At 70.2% G+C, this 22,826-nt stretch carries 19 protein-coding genes; 10 read left to right on the forward strand and 9 right to left on the reverse strand.

The window, feature by feature from the left end:
* Positions 1 to 2 precede the first annotated feature (2 nt).
* Positions 3 to 422 carry a hypothetical protein gene (locus N2M23_RS13175; protein ID WP_265446104.1) on the reverse strand — a complete coding sequence of 140 codons (420 nt, stop codon included), beginning with the start codon at positions 420 to 422 and terminating at the stop codon, positions 3 to 5.
* Between the two features lie 178 nt (positions 423 to 600).
* Here N2M23_RS13175 and N2M23_RS13180 point away from each other — a divergent pair, with 178 nt between their 5' ends.
* Positions 601 to 1,299 (forward strand): L,D-transpeptidase family protein, encoded by a 699-nt coding sequence (locus N2M23_RS13180; protein WP_265446106.1) that lies wholly within the window; start codon positions 601 to 603, stop codon positions 1,297 to 1,299.
* Positions 1,300 to 1,534: 235 nt separating this feature from the next.
* Here the strand turns inward: N2M23_RS13180 and N2M23_RS13185 are convergent, their stop codons facing one another.
* The 3 genes from N2M23_RS13185 to N2M23_RS13195 are packed head-to-tail and all read right to left on the reverse strand — an operon-like array spanning position 1,535 to position 4,180.
* Positions 1,535 to 3,040, reverse strand: a complete 1,506-nt coding sequence (locus N2M23_RS13185; RefSeq protein WP_265446107.1) for an aminopeptidase P family protein — start codon at positions 3,038 to 3,040, stop codon at positions 1,535 to 1,537.
* 28 nt (positions 3,041 to 3,068) lie between these two features.
* On the reverse strand, positions 3,069 to 3,674 hold the full coding sequence (locus N2M23_RS13190; RefSeq protein WP_265446109.1) for a hypothetical protein: 606 nt from the start codon (positions 3,672 to 3,674) through the stop codon (positions 3,069 to 3,071).
* A gap of 14 nt (positions 3,675 to 3,688) precedes the next feature.
* Positions 3,689 to 4,180, reverse strand: a complete 492-nt coding sequence (locus tag N2M23_RS13195) for a hypothetical protein (RefSeq protein WP_265446110.1) — start codon at positions 4,178 to 4,180, stop codon at positions 3,689 to 3,691.
* A gap of 53 nt (positions 4,181 to 4,233) precedes the next feature.
* On the opposite strand from N2M23_RS13195, the gene N2M23_RS13200 reads away from it, so the two are divergent.
* A complete protein-coding gene (locus N2M23_RS13200; RefSeq protein WP_265446111.1) occupies positions 4,234 to 4,842 on the forward strand; it encodes a trimeric intracellular cation channel family protein in 609 nt (202 codons plus the stop codon).
* Between the two features lie 34 nt (positions 4,843 to 4,876).
* Positions 4,877 to 5,725: a PHP domain-containing protein gene (locus tag N2M23_RS13205; protein WP_265446112.1), complete on the forward strand. Its 849-nt coding sequence runs from the start codon at positions 4,877 to 4,879 to the stop codon at positions 5,723 to 5,725.
* A gap of 149 nt (positions 5,726 to 5,874) precedes the next feature.
* On the opposite strand, the gene N2M23_RS13210 is transcribed toward N2M23_RS13205, so the two are convergent.
* Complete coding sequence (locus N2M23_RS13210; protein ID WP_265446114.1) at positions 5,875 to 6,888, reverse strand: LuxR C-terminal-related transcriptional regulator; 1,014 nt, start codon at positions 6,886 to 6,888, stop codon at positions 5,875 to 5,877.
* Positions 6,889 to 6,900: 12 nt separating this feature from the next.
* Positions 6,901 to 8,421, reverse strand: coding sequence for a DEAD/DEAH box helicase (locus tag N2M23_RS13215; RefSeq protein ID WP_265446115.1), 1,521 nt, complete (start codon positions 8,419 to 8,421; stop codon positions 6,901 to 6,903).
* 222 nt (positions 8,422 to 8,643) lie between these two features.
* On the opposite strand from N2M23_RS13215, the gene N2M23_RS13220 reads away from it, so the two are divergent.
* A complete protein-coding gene (locus tag N2M23_RS13220) occupies positions 8,644 to 9,369 on the forward strand; it encodes a ferritin-like fold-containing protein (RefSeq protein WP_265446117.1) in 726 nt (241 codons plus the stop codon).
* Between the two features lie 66 nt (positions 9,370 to 9,435).
* Here the strand turns inward: N2M23_RS13220 and N2M23_RS13225 are convergent, their stop codons facing one another.
* Positions 9,436 to 9,708 (reverse strand): GlsB/YeaQ/YmgE family stress response membrane protein, encoded by a 273-nt coding sequence (locus tag N2M23_RS13225; protein ID WP_265446119.1) that lies wholly within the window; start codon positions 9,706 to 9,708, stop codon positions 9,436 to 9,438.
* A gap of 411 nt (positions 9,709 to 10,119) precedes the next feature.
* On the opposite strand from N2M23_RS13225, the gene N2M23_RS13230 reads away from it, so the two are divergent.
* Positions 10,120 to 10,923, forward strand: a complete 804-nt coding sequence (locus N2M23_RS13230) for an ABC transporter ATP-binding protein (RefSeq protein WP_265446120.1) — start codon at positions 10,120 to 10,122, stop codon at positions 10,921 to 10,923.
* A 15-nt stretch (positions 10,924 to 10,938) separates the two neighbouring features.
* Positions 10,939 to 13,506, forward strand: coding sequence for an ABC transporter permease (locus N2M23_RS13235; protein WP_265446121.1), 2,568 nt, complete (start codon positions 10,939 to 10,941; stop codon positions 13,504 to 13,506).
* 185 nt (positions 13,507 to 13,691) lie between these two features.
* On the opposite strand, the gene N2M23_RS13240 is transcribed toward N2M23_RS13235, so the two are convergent.
* A complete protein-coding gene (locus N2M23_RS13240) occupies positions 13,692 to 13,913 on the reverse strand; it encodes a DUF3107 domain-containing protein (protein ID WP_265446122.1) in 222 nt (73 codons plus the stop codon).
* A gap of 75 nt (positions 13,914 to 13,988) precedes the next feature.
* Positions 13,989 to 14,618 carry a TetR/AcrR family transcriptional regulator gene (locus N2M23_RS13245; protein WP_265446123.1) on the reverse strand — a complete coding sequence of 210 codons (630 nt, stop codon included), beginning with the start codon at positions 14,616 to 14,618 and terminating at the stop codon, positions 13,989 to 13,991.
* Positions 14,619 to 14,696: 78 nt separating this feature from the next.
* Here N2M23_RS13245 and moeB point away from each other — a divergent pair, with 78 nt between their 5' ends.
* From moeB to N2M23_RS13265, 4 genes are all read left to right on the forward strand, one after another.
* Positions 14,697 to 15,872 (forward strand): molybdopterin-synthase adenylyltransferase MoeB, encoded by a 1,176-nt coding sequence (gene moeB, locus N2M23_RS13250; RefSeq protein WP_265446124.1) that lies wholly within the window; start codon positions 14,697 to 14,699, stop codon positions 15,870 to 15,872.
* The gene (locus tag N2M23_RS13255) at positions 15,872 to 16,189 is read left to right on the forward strand and encodes an MGMT family protein (protein WP_265446125.1); all 318 of its coding nucleotides are present in this window, start codon (positions 15,872 to 15,874) and stop codon (positions 16,187 to 16,189) included. Before moeB ends, N2M23_RS13255 begins: the two co-directional genes overlap by 1 nt.
* A gap of 150 nt (positions 16,190 to 16,339) precedes the next feature.
* Positions 16,340 to 19,456, forward strand: coding sequence for an ATP-dependent helicase (locus tag N2M23_RS13260; RefSeq protein WP_265446127.1), 3,117 nt, complete (start codon positions 16,340 to 16,342; stop codon positions 19,454 to 19,456).
* Positions 19,453 to 22,803: an ATP-dependent helicase gene (locus N2M23_RS13265; RefSeq protein WP_265446128.1), complete on the forward strand. Its 3,351-nt coding sequence runs from the start codon at positions 19,453 to 19,455 to the stop codon at positions 22,801 to 22,803. The genes N2M23_RS13260 and N2M23_RS13265 overlap by 4 nt, the downstream gene beginning before the upstream one ends.
* The last annotated feature ends 23 nt before the right edge of the window (positions 22,804 to 22,826 follow it).

Genomic DNA, 22,826 nt, shown 5'->3' on the forward strand with positions numbered 1-22,826 from the left:
GATTAGCCAGTGGCGACCGGAGTCTCGTCGTTGGCAGGCCGGTCGGGCGCCGGCTCGGTGAACCCGATTGCCCAGAGCGCGCATTCGGCCGCCCAGTGCTCCCGCAGCCCGGAGGGCGGGTTGTTCTGCCGCGCGGCGAGCAGCGCCGTCGCGGCCACCTCCCAGGGATCGCTGCCGGTCTCCAGGCGCACCGGCCACGCGTCGACCGGTCCCACGGCTGCGCGGGTGTCCTTGTCGCGCAGGATCACCCGCAGTGCAGCGGGCAGGTCCGGCACGTGTTGCTCGCCGGGGCCGCCCACGACATACGCCGTGTCGGCCGCCGCGGCATACCAGACCGGCAGCGTGCGTTCGTCCGGCAGCACCAGCCAGAGCACCTTCGACTTGGACAGCGCCTTCGACACCGCATCGGCCAGTGTGGGCATACCCCGACACTAACGGGCCGCCCCGGCGTACTGTCCGACGAAGCCAAGAAAAGCGGCGGCGGGTGCGAACCTTTCGGCCCGGTCGTGCGTCTAGTTGGTAGATCGGCCGGCTGTATGGCGAGGCCGGTGCCGCCGGGGAGGGGCTTCGCGCGGCGTACATCGCAAGAGGGGGAACGTCATGATTGAAGTCGGACGACGCCAGGTGATGGCCGGGGTTGCCGGGGCCGGTGCGCTCGGCGCGCTCAGCATTGCGACCGCCGGGAATGCCGAGGCGGCGACCCGGCCGACGATCTGGATCGGCAGCCGGGGCAGCAACGTCACCTACCTGCAACAGCGGCTCAACTACGTGGGCTACTGGTGCGGTGCCGCGGACGGCATCTTCGGCGCTCAGACCCAGCAGGCGGTCTACGCACTGCAGAAGGCGTGGGGCCTCTACCGGGACGCCATCGTCGGCCCCAACACCTGGGCCAAGGTCGCGTCCAACTCGCGCCCCGGCGCGAGGTTCGGCGCCGGCTACCGGATCGAGATCGACAAGCGCCGCCAGCTCCTGCTGGTGGTGTGGGGCAGTTCGGTGCGGTACACCTTCAACACCAGCACCGGCGCGAACAAGCCGTTCTACGCCTGGGGTCGCTGGTACAACGGGCAGACCCCGAGCGGCAACTTCAAGGTGTTCCGCAGGGTCAACGGCTGGACCAACGACGCGCTCGGCTCGCTCTACCGGCCCTACTTCTTCAACGGCGCGATCGCGGTGCACGGTGCGACCAGCATCCCGCCGTACCCCGCGTCACACGGCTGCTGCCGGCTGTCGACGTCGACCCAGGACATGCTGATCGCCGGCGGGTACATGGCCATCGGTCGTCAAGTCGTCGTCTACTGATTGGCGAGGCAGTTGGTTCGGTAACGAACTGGCAACGGCCACCGGATCCGTGCAACCGATCCGGTGGCCGTTGCGTCTTTTTGGGTGTGGGCGCTCGGGGGCGCTCACCACACTCGCCGGTCGGGGCCGCCGAGTGAAGTATCAGGGGTAGGAACGGCCGGTGCCGGCACCTTGGGGGAGTGCCGGCACCGGCCGTTTCGCCATCGCCCGGACCTTGTCGGCCCCGACGGCACCGTCAGTCGCGGTCGGCCCGCAACCGCGCGATCCACGCCTCGACATCATCGGCGGTCCGCGGCAGGTGACCGGACAGCACGTCGTGCCCGTCCTGCGTGACCAGCACGTCGTCCTCGATGCGCACGCCGATGCCGCGCAACTGCTCCGGCACCAACTCGTCGTCGGCCTTGAAGTACAGCCCCGGCTCGACGGTCAGGATCATCCCCGGCTTGAGCTCGGCGTCCAGGTAATCCTCGCGCAGCGCCAGCGCACAGTCGTGCACGTCGAGGCCGAGGTGGTGGCTGGTGCCGTGCACCATCCACCGGCGGTGGAACTGGCCCTTGTCCGCGTCGAGGGTGATCTCCAGGTCGACACCGTCGGGCAGCATGTCCCACTCGGCGACGTACTTGGCGATGACCTCCATCGCGGCGGCGTGTATGTCGGAGAACTTGTTCCCCGGCTTGACCGCGTCGATGCCGGCCTGCTGCGCGGCATACACCGCCTCGTAGACCTTGCGCTGCGCCTCGCTGAACTTCCCGCTCACCGGAAGGGTGCGGGTGATGTCGGCGGTGTAGAGCGAGTCGAGCTCCACACCGGCGTCGATCAGCAGCAGGTCCTCCTCCCGCAGGTCGCCGGTGTTGCGGGTCCAGTGCAGCGTGTTGGCGTGGTCGCCGGAGGCGCAGATCGAGTCGTAACCGACCCCGTTGCCCTCGTGCCGGGCATAGAGCCCGAAGACGCCTTCGGCCCAGCGCTCGCCGCGGCCGCGGCGGACCGCTTCGGCGAGCTCGGCGATGACCGCCTCGAAACCGTGTCCGGTCGCCTCGACGGCCTGGCGCAGCTGCTCGATTTCGTACTCGTCCTTGATCATTCGCAACGTCGACAGGAAGCGGGCGAGCTCCTCGTCGGCCTCGGTGCGGGTCTCCGCGGCGTCCTGCGCCTCGCCCTCGGTCGCGCGCACCTGATCGACCTTGACCGTCACGTCGGCGTCGGCATCGCGCACCACCCGCACGCCGACCTCGCCGGCGTCCTTGGCGACCGCGTCGGCGAACTCGTCGAGATGCCGTGCGGTCAGGCCGAACTCCGCCTCGACGTCCTCGAGCGTCGCGCGCGGACCCACCCAGAACTCGCCGTAGCGGCCGTCGGCGAAGAAGTTGTCCGAGTCGCGGCCGGCGAGCGGCCGGAAGTAGACGACCGCGTCGTGGCCGCCGCCTTCACGCGGCTCGAGCACGAGCACGGCATCCGGCTCGCGGTCGCTGCCGAAGCCGGTCAGGTGCGCGAACGCCGAGTGCGGCCGGAAGACGTAGTCGGTGTCGTTGCTGCGGACCTTCAGTCCACCAGCAGGTATGACGAGACGCTCGCCGGGGAATTGTCGCGACACCGCGTCGCGGCGCTGCGCGGCGGGGTCGGCGACCGCCGACCGCTCCGGCGGCGCGGCATCGCGCGGCGCCCACCCGGTGCGCATGTACTCTCGGAACACATCCGGCAACTGCCCTCCACGGGCCTGCGACTTGGCTTGCTTCTCGCTCATCGCCTCATCGTCGCACGCGTGGGCAAAATCACTGCTTCCAGGCCCAGGTGCCCAAGATGCCGTCCAACGCCTGCGTCCCCTGTGCGACGGCAGACTGGGCGGAGGTCAGCGTGATCGTGTAGATCTTGCCGTCGAAGATCACGATGTACTGGGTCTGGGTGACCTTCGCGCCCTGCGCGGTGCGGTCGAATGAGTAGCCGCGAGAAGGCAATCCGCCGACAGTGCGGTCGGGCAGCTCCTTGATCGTGATGCCCTGTTGCCGCCAGGTGATCGCGGCCTGGCTCATCACGTCGTCCAACTCCGGCAACGTCTTCGGCGACTGCACGGTCACGCCGACGTTGGTGGTGACCTCGTCCTGTGGTTTGGGCGCCTGCAAGGCCAGCACCGACGGGGATCGTTTGACTGACTTCCAACCCGTCGGCATGACCACCGAGAACGTCTTGTCCGTGCTGGCCGTGCTGCCATCGGCGGCCGAGGTGACCGGTGACGGCGAGGCTGAGGTGCTGACCGTGGTCGCCACCGGCGGCGTGCTCGTCGAACTGGCCGACGTCGAGCCCGAACCGCCGGAGCAAGCGGAGAGGGTGAGCGTGCCAGCGAGAGCAAGGGCACCGGTCGCCAGGCGTCGTCGGCTCATCACGAGCACACACCCTACGAGGGCGGTGCGTCCACACCACCGTGCGACACGGGGCCGTCGAAGAAGCGGGTGCTGCGACGCTGCCAGAGCAGCGCGACGACCAACACCCCGATCAACGCCGTCACCGACTGCACCACCGCCATCCCCGCGACCCCGCGGGTGATCATGCCGATCGCGAGCAGCACGTTGAGCACCGCCAGCACGGTGGCCACGATCCGGGTCCACGCACGGCCCGACCGCAGCAGCAACGCCATCGCCAGCCACAGCACGGTCGCCACGATCGCCATCGTGAGGAAGCCGTTGCCCGCCAGGTCGCCGGCCCGCTGCAACTCGCCCGCATCCAACCGGTCGCCGGCCGGGCGCGACGCATTCGACTGCCGCAGGCTGTCCCGGATGGCGCCCCGCGAGGCTGCCGTCACGACGATGCCGACCGCGGCAAGGGCGGCCGCGGCATACATCAGGCGGAGGGCGTTGATCACCGGCCGCGGCGGGGACGTGCGCGTCATGCGCACAGCCTGTCAGCATCCCGCCTCCGATGCGCGGTCGATAGGGTTCTGCGGTGCTGCTCTCGGTGCTGAACTTCGCCGGTATCGCGGTCTTCGCGGCGTCCGGTGCGTTGCTCGGTGTTCGCCGCCGGCTCGACCTGTTCGGCATCTGGGTGGTCGCGGTGCTGACCGGGGTCGGTGGCGGCGTCCTGCGGGACGTCTTCCTCGGCATCCACCCGCCCACCGCGATCGAGGACTGGCGGCTGATCGCGACCGCAAGCGGGGCGGCGCTGGTCGTGTTCGAGTTACACCCGCAGTTCTCGGCATTGCGTCGCAGCGTGCTGATCCTCGACGCGTTCGGGATGGGGCTATTCGCCACCACCGGCGCCCTGACCGCGCTGCATCATCACGCCAGCGGGTTCGCCGCCGTGCTCGTCGGCATCACCACCGCAGTCGGCGGCGGCGTGCTGCGTGACGTGCTGGTCAACGAGGTGCCGCTGCTGGTCCAGCAACGGGACCTGTACGCCGTGCCGGCAATGGCCGGTGCGACCGTCCTCGTGCTGATGGTCGACACCGGGATCAGCGACGGCCAGTCGCTCATCGCCGGGACGGTTTTGGCTTCCGGCTTCCGGCTCATTGCCCTCAGGCTGAAGTGGCGCCTGCCGCTGGCGCCCGACCGATGACGGCGCGCGCCCGACGCTGAGTTAGATTCGCGGCGTGCTCATCGACCTGCATACCCATTCCACCCAGAGCGACGGGACCCAGTCCCCGGCGGACCTGATGCGGTCGGCCGCCGACGCTCGGTTGGATGTCGTCGCACTCACCGATCACGACACAACGCGGGGCTGGGGCGAGGCGGCCCGGGCGGTGCGCGACGTCGGTGTCGCGCTCATGCCGGGCATCGAGATCTCCTGCGCCGTCGACGGTGTCAGCGTGCACCTGCTCGGTTACCTGGTCGACCCGCTCGACGCTGCACTGCTCGGCGAACTCGAGCACGCGCGCGCCTCCCGGCGTACCCGTGCGCAGCGGATGGTCGAACGGCTCGCGCCCGACACCGGCCTGACCTGGGCCGACGTGAAAGAGCAGTTCGGCGCCGAAACCACCATCGGCCGGCCACACATCGCCGATGCACTGGTCCGGCGCGGGGTGGTGGCCTCACGCGACGAGGCGTTCGCGTCATACCTGGCGAGCGGATCGAAATATCACGTCTCGCACTACGCGCCCGACCCCGCGCTCGCGACCCGGCTGGTGCGGTCGGCCGGCGGCGTGCCGGTCATGGCACACCCGTTTGCCGGCGCACGCGGCCGCGTCGTGGACGAGTCCGTGATCGAACGTATGGCGGATGCCGGCCTCGCCGGGCTCGAGGTGCACCACCGGGACCACTCCGACAGCGAGATCGGCGCCGGACTGCGGCTGGCCGACCGGCTCGGGCTGCTGGTGACCGGCTCCAGTGACTACCACGGCAGCGGCAAGCAGAACGAACTCGGCGAGAACACCACCGACCCGGCGGTCTTCGACAAGATCGTCGAGGAAGCAACCTCGGGCACCCAGGTCATCCGGCCCTGACGGGCCCGCCCGCAAAAGGGAAGGCCGCCGGCACACCCCTGGAGGTGCCGGCGACCGAATTCCCCGATGACTGCAATCCTGCCGGTCAGCCGGTCAGACCGCCATCGGACTCCGGCCGAAGTTTGCCGTCCCGGTCCTAAGACCAAGTCCTAGTTCGTCCACTGTGAGGGCGTGGCGTCGTGGGGGCCGGCCATCCCGAGAGTCCAGGCGATCGCGGATCGCTGGGCGACCCCGAGCTTGCGCAACACGTTTCCCACGTGTGTCTTTACCGTCTTCTGCGAGATGTGCAACCGGTCGGCCAGTTCGGCATTGCTCAGGCCCTCCTGGGCGATGAGTTCGGCGATCTCGGCCTCGCGGCTGGTCAGCCCGGCCTTCGGATCGGGGCCCGCCGGTGCCTTGCTGCGCAACTGGCCCACCAGGTCGCCGATCTCGACCTGCAACTGCTCACACAGGTCCAGGAGTTGCCGGGCGTCGTCCGCGATCGCCGGGCTGTCGTCGCTGGCCCGGTCGGCCAGGCCGCCGATCGCGTCGTGGATGCGGTCCAGCCGGACGTTGACCTCGCCGATCAGGTCGAGCTCGTTGCGCAGGTTGGCGCTGTTCAGCTCGGGGTAGATGCTGTAGAGATCCAGCTCGTCCTGCTCGGCGGCGTCTCGCGCGAACGAGTGCATGAGCGCGCGACCGAGCCAGTCGAAGGCGCGCACGACCTCGTCGTCGTACACGTCGGGCTCCAGGCTCTGGATGCTCATCAACCCGGCCACGTCGCCATTGCCCGCGTCGAGCAGCGGCACCACCGCGGCGTCGCGGGACACCTCCGTCTCGTCGCCGAACGGTATGGCGTTGGCCAGCCGCGCACCGTCGTCGTCGCTGTGCAGGTAGGGGCGTTTGCTGGCCCGCACCCAGAAGGACACGCCCTGCTTGCCGAACGTGCCGATGTCCGGCCGGAGGAACTGGTTGTGGTCGTAGATGTACGGGATGAAGATCGTGTCCTCGTCCCGGTAGAAACCGATGTAGAAGCTGTCGACCCGGGTGAGCTCGGAGATCGTCGTCCGGCACACGGCGTAGCGCGTCGCGTGCTGCCCGCGCTCGATCGTGCTCAACCGCTGGTCGGCCGAGCGCAGCCGCTCGACGAACTCCGCGGAGAACCCGCCGCCAATGCGTCCCATCGGCGAGGCGTCCTAGCCCTGTTCGGCGCGCGGCGAGCCGCTGGCGCCACCACGGGTCCGACGCCGCCGGCGCGGAGCGCGGGTGGCCGACCCTCCCTCGCCCGAGGCATGACGGGGGCCGTCCTGCGACGCGCCGGCGCTGCTGCGCCGGGCACCGCCGGAACGGCCACCGGCGCGCGACCCGGCACGACCGCGGCCGCCGCCCTTGGGTGCGCGCTTGCCGGTCTCGCCGAGGTCCTCCACCGACTCGGCGCCGAGGCCGGCGCGAGTGCGCTCGGACCGGGGCAGGGTGCCGGTGGCCGACGACGGGATGTCCAGGTCTGCGTAGAGGTGCTCGGACGCCGAGTAGGTCTCCGGCGGCTCGGGAATGCCGAGGTCGAGTGCCTTGTTGATCAGGCCCCACCGGGACAGGTCGTCCCAGTCGACGAAGGTGACCGCGACGCCGGTGTTGCCCGCGCGGCCGGTGCGCCCGATGCGGTGCACGTAGGTCTTCTCGTCCTCGGGGCACTGGTAGTTGATGACGTGGGTGACGTTCTCCACGTCGATGCCGCGGGCGGCCACATCCGTGGCGACCAGCGTGTCGACCTTGCCGGTGCGGAAGGCACGCAGCGCCTGCTCGCGAGCGCCCTGGCCGAGATCGCCGTGGATCGCGGCGGCCGCGAAGCCGCGGCTGGTCAGCTCGTCGCTGACCTTGGCGGCGGTGCGCTTGGTGCGGGTGAAGATGATCGTCAGACCGCGGTCGCGGGACTGCAGGATGCGCGAGAGCATCTCGACCTTGTCGAGCGCGTGCGCGCGGTAGACGAACTGCTCGATCGCCTTGACCGTGTGGCCGTCGTCGCCCTCCTCGTTCATCGCGCGGATGTGCGTCGGCTGGGTCATGTAGCGACGTGCCAAGGTGACCACCGCACCCGGCATGGTGGCCGAGAAGAGCATCGTCTGCCGGGACGCCGGGGTCTGCGCGAGCAGCTTCTCCACGTCGGGCAGGAAGCCGAGGTCGAGCATCTCGTCGGCCTCGTCGAGCACGACCGACTTCACGTAGGACAGGTCGAGGTGGCCCTGCGCGGCCAGGTCGAGCAGCCGCCCCGGCGTACCGACGACGATCTCGACGCCCTTCTTCAACTGCTCGATCTGCGGCTCGAACGCGCGACCGCCGTAGATGGTCGCGACCCGGATGCCGCGCCGTTTCGCGGCGGTGGTGAGGTCGCCGGCGACCTGCACGGCGAGCTCGCGGGTCGGCGCGACGGCCAGCGCCTGCGGCTTGCCGGGCGCGGGCAGATCCGCAAAACCGGGGTCGTTCGGGCCGACGGCACGGTGCAGCATCGGCACCGCGAAGCCGAGCGTCTTGCCGGTGCCGGTCTTGGCCTGTCCGATGATGTCGTGGCCGCCGAGGGCGACCGGCAGGGTCATCGCCTGGATCGGGAACGGGTGCTTGATGCCGGCGTCGGAGAGAGACGCGACGATGTCCTCGTGCACGCCGAAGTCGGCGAAGGTCTGCTCGGGCGCGGTGGTGGATTCGGTGGTCTGTTCTGACATTCGCTTGTGGAGTTCCTATCGGCAGGCCCCGGATGCTGCAGCGGCAGGTGTGCCGGGCACGCGGCGGGGCGCGTGGGTGAAGCGGAGCCGATCGGATTTCTTCGTGCGGGCCAGACCCGCGGTCAAGTCGTGTCGTATGCCGACCGGGCACCGTCGTGACGGAGGTGTCGGAGGAAGTCTATCGTCAATCGCCGCCAGGCTTGGACCGTTACCATCTGCGGCATGTCCGACGCCGGCTCCGCACCCGCTCCCCGCACGCCCAGAGCCCGGACGGAGGAGGACCTCGCCGATCCGGCATACCGCCGTGGGGTGGCCGCCCTGCTCGGCGTGCTCGCGTATGGCGAACTCGTCGGCTTCTTCACCATCGCGCAGGAGGCGGCGTTCGCGCCGCGCTCCACCGACAAGGAGGCACTCGCCAGGGTCGCGACCGTCGAGTTCTCCCACTACGAGGGCCTGGTCGCCCGGTTGCGCGAGCTCGGCGTCGACCCGCACGAGGCAATGGCGTCGTTCACCACCGCGGTCGACGAGTGGCACCGCCGCGCGACGCCGTCGGACTGGCTCGAGGCGCTGATGAAGGTGTATGTCGGCAACTCGATCGCGACCGACTTCTACCGGGAGGTCGCCGACTACGTCGACCCGGCGACCCGCGGGCTGGTGCGTGAGGTGCTGGAGGACGGCGGCCAGGTCGAGTTCGCCGCCGGCGAGCTGCGCCGGGCGATCGCAGCGGATGCGAAGGTCGCCGGCCGGCTCGCGCTGTGGGGTCGGCGCATGGTCGGCGAGGCGCTGTCCCAGGCGCAGCGGGTCGCGGCCGACGATGACGACCTGATGGCGTTGCTGGTCGACGACGGCTCCGGCTACGGGCTGGACCTCGGCGGCTGGATGCACATGTTCACCCGGATCACCGACGCGCACACCGCACGGATGGCAGCGCTCGGGCTGTCCGCCTGACTCCCGCGGGGGTATGACGAAGCCCACGACCGGTCCGGTCGTGGGCCTCGTCATACGTGCTGCGGGTCAGCGAGCGACCTGCTTGCGGCCGGTCATGTTGCCGTAGATCACGATGATGACCGCGGCGAAGATGATGCCGACGATGAACGGGATCCAGGCGAAGCCGCTCGCGTTGCGGTAACCGATCAGCCCGACGACCAGGCTCGCCAGCAGCGAGGCGACGATGCCGATGACGATCGTCATCACGATCGAGATGTTCTGCTTTCCGGGCAGCACGAGGCGGGCAAGTGCGCCGATAATGAGGCCACCGATGATTGCGCCGATAATTGCGCCGATCATGATCTTCACTCCTTGAGGTCACAGGCCACGCCGGGGATGCGCGACCAATCGAAGCGACTTTGCTCCCTTTGAGGGCCGTTCCGCAACATTTCCTCGGGGCGCGGCGAATATCGGTTCGATAAACCACCCCTCGGGGTGAAGAATGTGCGTCGACCGGCGCTGCAGGGGGGTGCTTCTTGCCGAACGGCCAGCAACAACCGACGACAATGCGACCTCAGCCCTTGGTCTGATCGGGTGCCGGCAGGCTCAGACCAACGGTGGATGCGCGGCCAGGGTCGACCCGGGCAGGATCAGGGTCGACCCTCATGGCCGCGGCCCGCCGGCGCCGTCATAGTCGTATCGACCATCAGCTCGACCATCAGCTCGACCATCCAGCTTCAGATCAGCAGTTCATTCGGGGAAAGGAACCTCATGTCCCACTCAGCAGGTGCGCCGCTGGCGGCCGTACCGCGACAGGCGACCGCCGCTGCCTCGGCCAAGCAGCTGGTGAAGACCTACGGCAAGGGCGAGACCACGGTGCACGCGCTGCGCTCGGTGTCGGTCGACTTCGCGGCGGGGGAGTTCACCGCGATCATGGGCCCGTCCGGGTCGGGCAAGTCCACGCTCATGCACTGCCTCGCCGGGCTCGACACCGCGACCAGTGGCGTCGTGCGCATCGGGGACATCGAGCTCACGGGCCTGAACGACAAGCAGATGACCAAGCTGCGTCGGGACCGGATCGGCTTCGTCTTCCAGGCATTCAACCTGGTGCCGACCCTCACCGCTCGCGAGAACATCACCCTCCCGCTGGACATCGCCGGCCGCAAGGTCGACAAGCAGTGGATGGACATGGTCGTCGACCGGCTCGGGCTCGCCGACCGACTGGGTCACCGGCCGAGTGAGTTGTCGGGCGGACAGGTCCAGCGCGTGGCGTGTGCGCGCGCCCTGGTCGGCCGGCCGCAGATCATCTTCGGCGACGAGCCGACCGGCAACCTCGACTCGCGCTCCTCGGGGGAAGTGCTGTCGATTCTGCGCCGGTCGGTCGACGAGTTCGACCAGACCGTAGTGATCGTGACGCACGACCCGCGGGCTGCGTCATACGCCGATCGAGTGGTGTTCCTGGCCGACGGTCAGATCGTCAGCGATCAGCGGGGCCTTTCCAGCGACGACATCTTCGAGTACATGAAGCACCTGGACGAGCCGGCCGCGCAGGCCGGGCCCGAACAGGCGGGCTGAGCTATGGCGAACACCATGCGCAAGGTCTCCTTGCGGAATCTGGCGGCGCACAAGCTGCGTCTCGCCCTGACCGTGCTGTCGGTGGTGCTCGGTACGTCGTTCGTCGCCGGCTCGCTGATCTTCACCTCCACCATCTCCAACTCGTTCAACGGGATCTTCGACCAGGTCGCGGTCGGGGTGGACACCCAGATCAGCCCGAAGTCCAGCGGCAATGACGCCGGCGGGTTCGGCGGATCCGAAACCCTCGGCGTGCCGGACTCGGTGGTGCGGACCATCGAGCAGGACAAGGCACAACTCGGGGTGGACAAGATCGTCACCGCCTACAGCTCGACGATGACGATCGCCGACTCCGAGGGCAAGGCGATCCAGACCGGCGGCGCGCCGAGCGTCGGCGCCAACTGGATCCCGAACGATCGGGCACTCGACCCGAACAGCGCGAAAATCCTGCCCGGCGGCCGGGCGCCGAACGGCCCGAACGAGGCGGTGCTCAACGAAAGCGCCGCGAAGAAGGCCAAGCTGAAGGTCGGCTCGCGCACCAAGGTCGTGGTCAACAGTGGGACGGCCAAGCCCTTCGAGGTGACGATCGTCGGCCTGATGGACATCGCGGGCGACGCCTCGGGCTACACCGAGATGGACTTCGACACCGCGACTGCCAAGAAGTTGTTCAGTGACGGGTCGCATGTGGCCAACGTGCAGCTGGGTGCCGCGCAGGGGGTCAGCGCCGACCAGTTGAAGCAGCGCATCGAGCAGCGGTTCCCCGGTTACAAGGTGCAGACCGGCGACGAGGTCCGTCAGGAGAACAAGGACGCGGTCAACTCGTTCCTGCAGATCTTCAACTACATCCTGCTCGCCTTCGCCGCGATCGGGCTGATCGTCGGCACGTTCATCATCTACAACACCTTCTCGATGATCGTCGCTCAGCGGGTGCGCGAGCTGGCGCTGCTGCGCGCGATCGGAGCGGCCCGCAAGCAGATCACCCGGTCGGTGCTGTTCGAGGCCTTCGTCGTCGGGTTGATCGGCTCGGTCATCGGCCTGGTCATCGGCGCCGGCCTGGCGATCGGGCTGCAGCAACTGCTGTCCAGCACCGGCTCCGGTCTGCCGTCCGGCGGCTTGGTCGTCGGACCGACCCCGATCATCGCCTGTCTCGCGGTCGGCATCATCGTCACGATGGTCAGCGCCTGGGCGCCGGCCCGGCGCGCCTCGAAGGTGGCGCCGGTCGAGGCGATGCGGGAGAGCCAGACGGACGGGGCGGCCTCGCTCAAGGTGCGCACCCTGATCGGGGCAGTGCTCGCCGTGCTCGGGGTGGCGCTGCTTGCGATCGGCGCACAGGGCAAGGGCGGCGGACCGGCCGGTCAGGTCGGCCTGGGCGCGGTGCTGCTGATCCTCGCCGTGGTCTTCGCCGCCCCGGCGCTGTCCCGGCCGGTCATCGGGCTGCTCGGCTTCGTGCTCGCCAAGCCGTTCGGCAAGCTCGGCCAGCTGGCGCGCACCAACTCGATGCGCAACCCCCGCCGTACCGCTGCGACCGCGTTCGCGCTGACGCTCGGCCTGATGCTGGTCGCGGTGATCGGCACCCTCGGGTCGTCGTTCAAGGCGACCATCGACAAGGCGGTCAGCAACGACGTGAAGGCGCCGATCCTCGTCACCGGCTCCGGTGGCACCGGTGCGTTGCCGCCGACGGTCAGCGGCAACATCGCCAAGGTCGACGGGGTCGCCAGCGTGGTCTCGATCCGCGGCGTCAACGCCAAGGTGGCCGGCAAGGATGTCTCGGGCAACTCGCCCAGCGGCGACCTGAGCTCCGCGGCCAACTTCCACATGGTGTCCGGCACCGACAGGCTGCCCGCCGACGGGTTGCTGGTTTCGGACAAGACCGCCAAGCAGAAGGGCTGGACCCTCGGTAAGACGATCACCTTTGACAGCAAGTTCGGTGGCTCGGTGCCGGTCAAGGTGGTCGGGGTCTACAAGAGTTCGGCGCTGCTCGACCCGTGGCAGATCGGCAGCGCGGCGTACGAGAAGCTGACCCCGCCGCAGCTGCGCGCCGACTTCGTCGACCTGGTGCAGCTGAAGGACGGCGCGGACAGCGGCAAGGTGCAGACCGGCATCGAGGACGCGACGGCCGACTTCCTCACCGTCAAGGTGCAGACCCGTGCGGAGTTCGCCAACGCGCAAGCCGCGACGATCAACCAGATGCTGACCGTGCTCTACGGCATGCTCGGGCTGGCCCTGCTCATCGCGATCCTCGGCATCATCAACACGCTGGCGCTGTCGGTGGTCGAGCGCAAGCGTGAGATCGGGATGCTGCGGGCGGTCGGCATGCTCCGTAAGCAGGTGCGCCGGACGATCTACCTGGAGTCGATGCTGATCTCCATCTTCGGAGCACTGCTCGGCATGGTGATCGGTGTCGCGATCGGTTGGTGCCTGGTGCGCACCTTCCGCGAGTGGCTCACCGGCATACAACCGGAAATCCCTTGGGGCACCATCGCATTCACGCTCGTTGCCGCGGCGGTGTGTGGTGTGCTGGCGGCCTTGTGGCCCGGCATCCGGGCGGCACGCACCAAGCCGCTGGAGGCCATCGCCGATCTGTAAAAGATCGGCATGAACAGCCAAGGCGCCGACCGGATCCTCGGGGGACCCGGTCGGCGCCTTGCTGTGCGGGATTGCTCAGCCTGCGGGAAAGGACACGCTGCGGCGACGACCGTGGGACGGCTGGCGGCGCGGCGAGCTTGCGAGCGCGGTGTCAGTCGGCGCACGCGAGGAGTGCAGCAGAAGTCTCAGCCGCCGAAGCCGACGCGGCCGCGCTGCTCGCTGCCGATGTCGATGTAGCCGAGCACGTCGGCCGGCACGATCACCGTGTGACCGCGCTCGTCGGTGAGCTCGAGCGGCTCACCGGAGTTGAGCGACTTGCCCACCAGGGTGCGCACCTCGTTGGGGGACTGGTTGGACTCGATGACGACTTCGCGGGCGACGTTCCGGACGCCGATCCTGACCTCCACGAGGAGCTCCTTTGCGGGGAGAGGCAACAGTTGCAGCACACGATACGAGCGCCGCAGGTATGGCGACCGGGCGGCTCAGTCCGAACCGCTCTCGGGGTGCAACGGGAACCCGGCCAGGCCGCGCCACGCCAGCATCGAAACCAGCCGCTCGGCCTCTTCGCGCGGGATCGTCTTGTCCTGCATCCAGTAGCGGGCGACGATCTGCGACATGCCGACGGTGGCCACGCCCAGCAGATGACTCTGCTCCGGCGGCAGCTCGGTGTCCTCCTGGATCACCTTGGTGACGGCGTCGGCGCACTCGGCGCCCATCTGCTGCACCCGCTGGGCGACCGCGGGCTCACCGAGCAGGTCGGACTCGAAGACGAGCCGGAAGGAGGCATCCTCGCGCTCGACGAAGGAGAAGAACGCGCCGACGGCTGCGGCCACGCGCTGCTTGTTGTCGGTCGTCGAGGCGATCGCCTCGCGCACCAGTGCCGGCAACTCGGCGGTGTACTGATCGATCAGCGCCAGGTAGAGGTCAAGCTTGCCGGGGAAGTGCTGGTAGAGCACGGGTTTGCTCACGTGCGCCCGCTCGGCGATCTCGTCCATCGCCGCGGCGTGGTAGCCGTACTCGACGAACACCGACTGGGCGGCTTCCAACAACTGGGCGCGCCGCGCAGACCGCGGCAACCGGCCACCGCGCACACCGGTGTCGGGAACACTCACTTCAGGCTCCTTACGTGCACGGGCCGCGTGAGGGCGACCCATCCCGGCATCCTATGGCCAGGACTACGCTTGCCTAGCGTGACCCGCCCAGCAAAGTTACGCGCCGGTACGACGCCGGACCGCCCGGACCCACGCAGGTATGCCCGGCACCTGCTGCTGCCCGAACTCGGTATGCCGGGGCAGGAGCGCCTCGGGCAGTCCCGCGTGATCGTCGTCGGCGCAGGGGGATTGGCCGCTCCCGTGCTGTCGTATCTGGCTGCGGCCGGGGTCGGCCGGGTCACCGTGGTCGACGACGACGCGGTCGACCTGAGCAACCTGCAGCGCCAGGTCATCCACCGCACCGAGGATGTCGGCGTGTCGAAGGTCGAATCCGCCATACGCGCGGTGCACGACCTCAACCCGGACGTCGAGATCGTCGGCGTGCCCGAGCGGTTGACCGCCGACAACGCGCTCACGCTCTTTGCCGACCACGACGTGGTCGTCGACGCCACCGACAACTTCGCCACGCGCTACCTCGTGGGCGATGCCTGTGTGCTGCTCGGGCTGCCGCTGGTGTGGGGGTCGATCCACCGGTTCGACGGTCAGGTCACCGTCTGGTCGTATGACGAGGGCCCCTGCTACCGCTGCGTTTTCCCCGAGGCTCCGCCGGCGGGGGCCGTGCCGTCCTGCGCCGAGGCGGGTGTGCTCGGTGCGCTGCCGGGCGTGATCGGCGCGATGCAGGCGACCGAGGCGGTCAAGGTGCTGCTCGGCATCGGCGAGCCGCTCGCCGGGCGGCTGATGCTCTACAACGCGCTGCACGCGACCTGGTCCAGCGTGCCGGTGCAGCGCGACCCGGAGTGCGCGGTGTGCGGGGCGCACCCGACGATCACCACGCTCACCGACACGGTCGCCTCGTGCGCACCGCCGGTGCCGGACGCTGCCGACGACGTGCGCGAGGTCGACGCGCTCGCGCTCGCCGACCAGGTCGCCGGCGACCACCCGCCGGTCGTGGTGGACGTGCGCTCCGAGGCCGAGCGCGACATCGTGCGGCTGCCGATCGGCATACACGTCCCGATTGAGACGCTGCGCGACGGCACGGGTCTTGGCCGGCTCGACGCGATCGACGCCGACACCGTCTTCTACTGCAAGGGCGGCACCCGGTCGGCGGAGGCGGTCCGCCTGGTGCGCGACGCCACCGGCGTCGAGGCGCGGTCGCTCGCCGGCGGCATCCTGGCGTGGATCGACGAGGTCGACCCGACCCTCGCGCGCTACTGATGGCGACCGTCCACGACCTGCCCGACCTCGCCGACGCGGTGCTCGACGTCGTGGACCGGGTGCCGGCGGGTCGGGTCGTCACGTACGGCGACATCGGCAAGGTCGTCGGCGCCGGCCCGCGGCAGGTGGGCCAGGTGATGTCGCAGTATGGCTCGCTGGTCAGTTGGTGGCGGGTGCTGCGCGCCGACGGCCGGCCCCCGCAGTGCAACGAGGACGAGGCGCTCGCGCACTACCGCGAGGAGGGCACGCCACTCGCCGGCGCGTTCCTGGACCGCGTGGACCTGCGGCGCGCGCGGTTCCCGCTCACCGAGGTCTAGCGATCGTCGGCGCCCGTCCGCGGCCGCGCATTTCTCGACCCTCGGCATACGAACACGCCGGGAAAGTCGCGATCGTCGGCGCGTCCGTATGCCGAGGGTCGACTTTTGCGCGGGCTGACGACTGTCGGCGCGACGTGATGGGATGACGACGTGCTGAACCTGCGACGTGCGCCCGACGTGTCGGCGAGTCCGCCGCAGTTGGACCACGTGCAGCAGCAGGTGCGGGACAGCACCGACCGGGCGCTGGTGGTGCACGGTGCTCCCGGCACCGGCAAGTCGACGGTCGCCGTCGAGGCGGTGGTCGCCGGTGTCGAGCGCGGGTTGCGACCGGACGAGTGCGTGCTGCTCGCGCCCACCCGCCTCGCGGCGGCCGCGCTGCGTGATCAGGTCACCGCGCGCCTGCAGGGCACCTCGACCGAGCCGCTCGCCCGCACCCACCAGGCGCTTGGCTTCGGCATCCTGCGCCGGCACGCCGCTCTGCTGGGGGAGCCGGCCCCGCGACTGCTTTCCGGACCCGAGCAGGACGTGGTGCTGCGTGAGTTGCTGGCCGGTCACGCGGCCGGTGACGGCATACCACCGCAGTGGCCCGATTTCGTCCGGGAAGCGTTGTCCACCAGGGGTTTTCGAGCCGAGCTGCGCGATCTGCTGATGCGCGCGGTCGAGTGGGGGCTGAGCGCGGACGATCTCGCCGCGCTCGGTGACGAGCACGGCCACCCGCAATGGCGGGCCGCCGCGAGTGTGCTCGACGAGTACGACCGGGTGACCGCGCTGTCGCGACCGGGCGCCTTCGACCCTGCGTGGATCCTCGGCGCCGCAGCGGACGTGCTCGAGACCGACCCGGCCGAGCTCGAGCGGGTGCAGCGCGAGATCCGGCTCGTCGTGGTCGACGACGCACACGAGCTCACCCGACCCGCCGCGCGGTTGCTGGAGCTCGTCGTCGCCGACGACACGCGGGTGGTGCTCATCGGCGACCCGGACGCGACCGTGCAGGGATTCCGTGGCGCCGACCCGCTGGTGTTCGGTGCGCTCGGCGACCAGCTCGGTGCCGCGGACCGGCTGGTGCTGCCGATCGGGCACCGCCAGCCGGAGGCACTGCGCGCCGCCGCGGTCCGGGTCAGCGAGCGCATCGGCGCCGTCGCGGGAGCCGAGCACCGTCAGGTCGAGTCGCGTCCGGGCGGTGTCGTGGACGTCGCCCTGCTGCGTGCGGCGCCGCAGGAGGCCGCGCACATCGCGGCCGGGCTGCGCCGGGCACATCTGGCCGACGGGGTGCCGTGGTCACAGATGGCGGTGATCGTGCGAGGGCAGGCACGGGCCGGGTCGCTGCGGCGCTCGCTCGCTGCCTCGGGGGTGCCGGTCACGTCCCCGCCGACCGTCGTGCCCCTGCGCGAGGAGCCCGCGGTGCGGCCCTTCCTCGCCCTGCTGGAGACGATCGGCGCGATGCTCACCGATGACCCGACGCCGATCTCGACCGAGACCGCGATCGACGTGCTGACCTCACCGCTCGGGGGCGCCGACTCGGTCTCGCTGCGCCGGCTGCGGCGGGCGCTGCGCGCGCAGGAGATCGCCGCTGACGGGTCGCGTTCGTCCGACGAATTGCTCGCCGCCGCGGTGGTCGACCTGCCCTGGTTGCAACTGCTGGGGCCAGAGGCGGCGCCGGCCCGGCGGGTGCACGCGGTGCTGCGCGCCGGCTTCGAGGCGGCGGCCGACCCGGACGGCACCGCCGAGACCGTGCTGTGGGAGATGTGGCAGGCGTCGGGACTCGCCGACCCGTGGGCCGAGACCGCGCTCGGCGGCGGCGTCACCGGCGCGCGAGCCGACCGTGACCTCGACGCGATCGTGGCGCTCTTCGGGGCGGCCGCCGCGTATGTCGACCGGCTGCCCGGTTCGAGCCCGCTCGGTTTCCTGGAGCACATTCGCGGCCAGGACGTTCCCGGCGACCGGCTGGTCGCAGCGGCGCCCGACGACGAATCAGTGGCGCTGCTCACCCCGCAGGCGGCCGCCGGGCGGGAATGGCAGTTCGTCGTCGTCGCCGGGGTGCAGGAGGGTGTCTGGCCGGATCTGCGGCTGCGCGGGTCCCTCCTCGGGTCCGAGCGACTCGTGGATGTCCTTGCCCAGCGCGGGGATTCGCTGCGTGCTGCGCAGACTGCCGTCCGGTATGACGAGACGCGTCAGTTCCTCGTCGCGATCACCCGGGCGCGGGAACGACTCCTGGTGACCGCGGTCCGCAGCGAGGACGAGCAGCCGTCGCCATACCTCGACCTGGTGGACCCGCTCGAAGGACACGGCGAGACCGACCCCGACGCGCTGCGCGATCTCACGGAGGTGGCTCGGCCGATGACATTGTCGGCGGCGGTCGCCGAGCTGCGACGCGAGCTGGCCGTCGGCGACGACGAGCGCCGGCAGCAGGCCGCGACTCGGCTGGCCCGGCTGGCGGCCGAGGGCGTGCCCGGCGCCGACCCGGCGCGGTGGTGGGCGATGCGCGAGCTGTCCGACGACCGGCCGCTGCGCGCTGACGGCACGCCGGTGCAGGTATCCCCTTCTCGCGTCGAGGGATTCGGCACCTGTGGCCTCAACTGGCTGCTCACCACCGCCGGCGGTGACGGTCCCGATGTCGGCGCCGCGTCGCTCGGCACGCTGGTGCACGAGATCGCCCAGGAGTTCGCCGACACCGACCCCGAAGCGATGCCGGCCGAGTTGGACCGGCGGTGGGCGCGTCTTGGTCTGGGGGACACCTGGGTGTCGGAGCAGAAGCGCACGCTGGCGCACCAGATGCTTGCGCGGCTCACGTCATACCTGGACGAGGCGAAGGCGCAGGGCTGGCAACGGGCCGGCGTCGAGGTCGGTTTCCGCGCGCTCGTCGGGCGCGCGCTGGTGACCGGCCGGGTCGACCGTCTGGAGCAGCGGGACGGCAAGCTGCGCGTCATCGACCTCAAGACCGGCAGCGCGAAGCCGTCGGCACCGGAACTGCCGACCAACCCGCAGCTCGGGACCTACCAGGTGGCGATCGCGGAGGGTGCGTTCCCGCAGGGCACCGAGTCCGGCGGCGCCGCGCTGGTGCAGATCGGCAAGGCCGCCGGCAAGTCCGCCGCCACGCAGGTGCAGGAGCCGCTCGCCGATCAGGAAGACCCGCAGTGGGCCTACGACCTGTTGGCCGACACAGCCGACGGTATGGCGGGGGATGTCTTCCAGGCGCGTCGCTCGACACGTTGCGGCACCTGCTCGGTGCGCAAGTCCTGCCCGCTCCAGCCCGAGGGAACCGTGCTATGAGGAGTTCAGCAGGGCCCCAAAAGCGTTACAGCGCAGTCGAAATCGCGCAGGCGCTGGGTCAGCCGCGACCCACCGACGAACAGATCGAGGTCACCCAGGCCCCGGCCGATGCGCCACTGCTGGTGGTTGCCGGTGCCGGCTCCGGCAAGACCGAGACGATGGCGGCCCGCGTCGTCTGGCTGGTCGCAAACGGGCACGTGCAGCCCGATGAAGTGCTCGGCCTCACCTTCACCCGCAAGGCGGCAAGCCAGCTCGCCGAACGCATCGGCCAGCGATTGCGCCGATTGCGCCGCGAGGGGCTGTGGACGCCGGTCACCGATGTCGACGGCACACCCGCGCTCGACGACCTGCCGACTGTGCAGACCTACCACGCCTACGCCGGACGGCTCGTCGGCGAGCACGGGCTGCGGCTGGGCATCGAGCCTGAGTCCCGGCTGCTGTCGGAAGCAGCCGCCTGGCAGCTGGCGTCCGAGGCGGTGCTCGGCTACGACGGCCCGATGGACCTGGTCGACAACGTCGACGTCAACGTCACCAGTGCTGTGGTCAGCCTGGCCGGCGAGATGGCCGAACATCTGGTGAGTGCCGACCAACTGGCCGAATACCTCGACCAATTCCTCACCGACACAGAGCAATTGCCGCCCTCCGGGCGACTGACCCTCACCGGCGAACCGCACGGCAAGGTGCTGGCGGCGTTGGCCAAGCGTCGGCAGATCGTGCCAATCGTGCAGCGCTACCAGGAGCTGAAACGACGTCGCACCGCCCTCGACTTCGCCGACCAGATGGCGCTTGCCGCGCAGCTTGCCCGAAGCTACCCGGAGCTCGGTGGCCTTGAGCGCCGGCGGTTCCGTGCTGTCCTGCTCGATGAGTTCCAGGACACCAGCGAGGCGCAACTGGTGCTGCTGCGTTCGCTGTTCGCGGGCGGCCAGGCAGGATCGACCGACCCGGTGCGGGTGACCGCCGTGGGCGATCCGCACCAATCGATCTACGGCTGGCGCGGTGCGAGCGCGACCACCCTTGGCAGCTTCCCGGAGCTGTTCGCCGACGCGTCAGGTCCGGCGAAAGTCCTTCCGCTGTCGACGAGTTGGCGTAACGACGAGTCGATCCTCGCTGCGGCGAACCGCGCCGCTGGACCACTGCGCGCCGCGAGTCGGGTGCCGGTTGAGATCCTGCGACCGCGGCCCGGGGCGTCGGTGGGGCTGATCAGCGCAGCCCGGCTGCTCGACCCGGAGGCGGAGGCGGCATACGTCGCGGACTGGATCGCCGAGCGGCACACTCGTGAAGACGGGGAGTGGACCGGCCGGACCGCAGCCGTGCTGTGCCGCAAGCGCAGCAGTTTCGTGCCAGTGGTGGAGGCGTTGCGCGCTCGAAGCATCCCGGTCGAGGTGATCGGCGTCGGTGGTCTGCTGACCACGCCAGAGGTTGCCGACATCGTGAGTTTGCTGTGGGCAGTGCAGGATCCGACGCGCGGCGACCAGCTGATGCGGCTGCTCACCGGCCCGGCGGTGCGGCTGGGGGCGGCCGACCTCGATGGTCTCGGCGAGTGGGCGCGCTTCGTCGAGAAGCGCGACCGGCCGCCGGTGCAGCGCGAGCAGGCGGATATCGAGAGTGACACCCGCGACCGCGCCTCGATCATCGAGGCGCTCGAGGAGCTGCCCGACGAGGACTGGCGCGGCCCGGCGGGACAACGCATCAGCGCGGCGGCGCTCGGGCGGCTGCAGGGGCTGGGCCGGACGATCAAACGTCTGCGTTCACTGACCGGATTGCCACTCAGTGAGCTTGTGGTCGAGGCCGAGCGCGCGCTCGGCCTCGACATCGAGGTCCTCGCCATACCCGGTCAAACGCCGGAGACAGCACGGGTCCACCTGGACGGATTTGCAGAGGTGGCAGCGGGTTTCGCGGCCGCAGCCGACCGACCGACCCTCGGCGGATTCCTCGACTGGCTCGCTGCCGCCGAGCGCGAGGAGCGTGGGCTGGACCGGCCGAGCCTGGAGGCTGAGCCACGGGCCGTGCAGGTGCTGACCGTGCACGCCGCGAAGGGACTGGAATGGGATCTGGTGGCAGTGCCCGGCATGGTCGAGGGCACCTTCCCCAGTCACTCGGGCGCGGTCAGCTGGCACGAGGACCTGCACGGCTGGAAGATCAGCAAGGAGGGGCTGCCGGGCGATCCGAGCAGCTGGGAGATCAATTCGGCGGAATGGACCGGTGGGCTCGACGGAGTGCCGTTCGACCTGCGCGGTGACGCCGACGGGCTCCCGCAGCTGCGCTGGGCGGAGGCGAGCGACGCCCGGGAGTTGCGCGATGCGGTCAAGGAGTTCCGGGCGGAGGCCGGCGCTCACGATCTCGACGAGGAACGTCGCCTGGCGTATGTCGCCTTCACCCGCGCAAGGTCGCAGCTGCTGCTCACCGCACCGGTCTGGTCGACCGGCGCGACTCCACGGATCACCTCCCGCTACCTCACCGAGCTCGTCGACGCCGGTCTGGTGCACCTCGACCCGGCCGAGCCGATGCCTGAGCCGCCGCCGGGGGAGAAGAAGGTCGCCAACCCGCGTGGGGAGGACGAGGACACCCTGGCCTGGCCGACCGACCCGCTCGCCCAACGGCGCGGGCAGCTGGCCGATGGGGCGCTGCGGGTGCGCGAGGCGATCGCCTCCGGTGCCGACCCCGGCATGCTGCCCCTGGACGATCGCGACCAGGAGATCGACCTGCTGCTGATCGAACGCGACCGGGCCCGCAACCGTGAGCAGCGACCGGTCCAGCTGCCACGGCACCTGTCGGCCTCCCAGGTGGTCGCGCTCGCCGACGACCCGGTCGAGTTCGCCCGGCAGATCCGCCGGCCGCTGCCGTCCCCGCCGGCGCTCGCCGCGCGACGCGGCACCGCGTTCCACGCCTGGATCGAGCAGCACTACGCCCGGGCGGCGCTGGTCGACGTGCTCGAGCTGCCCGGCGCGGCCGACGAGGACGCCGACGACGGCGCCGACCTGGAGACGCTCAAAGCGCATTTCCTCGCCTCCGAATGGGCCGCGCGTACCCCTGAGGAGATCGAGGTCGCGGTGGAGACCTGGGTGGACGGCGTCTCGGTGCGCGGCCGCATCGACGCAGTCTTCCGCCGCGCCGACGGCGGCTACGTCATCGTCGACTGGAAGACCGGCAAGAAGCCGCACGGGGCGCGCGCCGCGTCACGGGTGCTGCAGCTCGCGGCCTACCGGCTGGCCTTCGCCCGATTGCGCGGCGTGCCGACCGAGCAGGTCGACGCCGCCTTCTATTACGCCGCGAGCGGCGAGACGGTCTGGCCGGATCTGCCGGCCGACGACGCGATCGCGCAGTTGCTGGCGGAGATCCCCGGCTGACGGGCGAGCGCGCGCCGTCGGGT

This window comes from Flexivirga meconopsidis (assembly GCF_026162425.1).
Classification (GTDB): Bacteria; Actinomycetota; Actinomycetes; order Actinomycetales; family Dermatophilaceae; genus Flexivirga; species Flexivirga meconopsidis.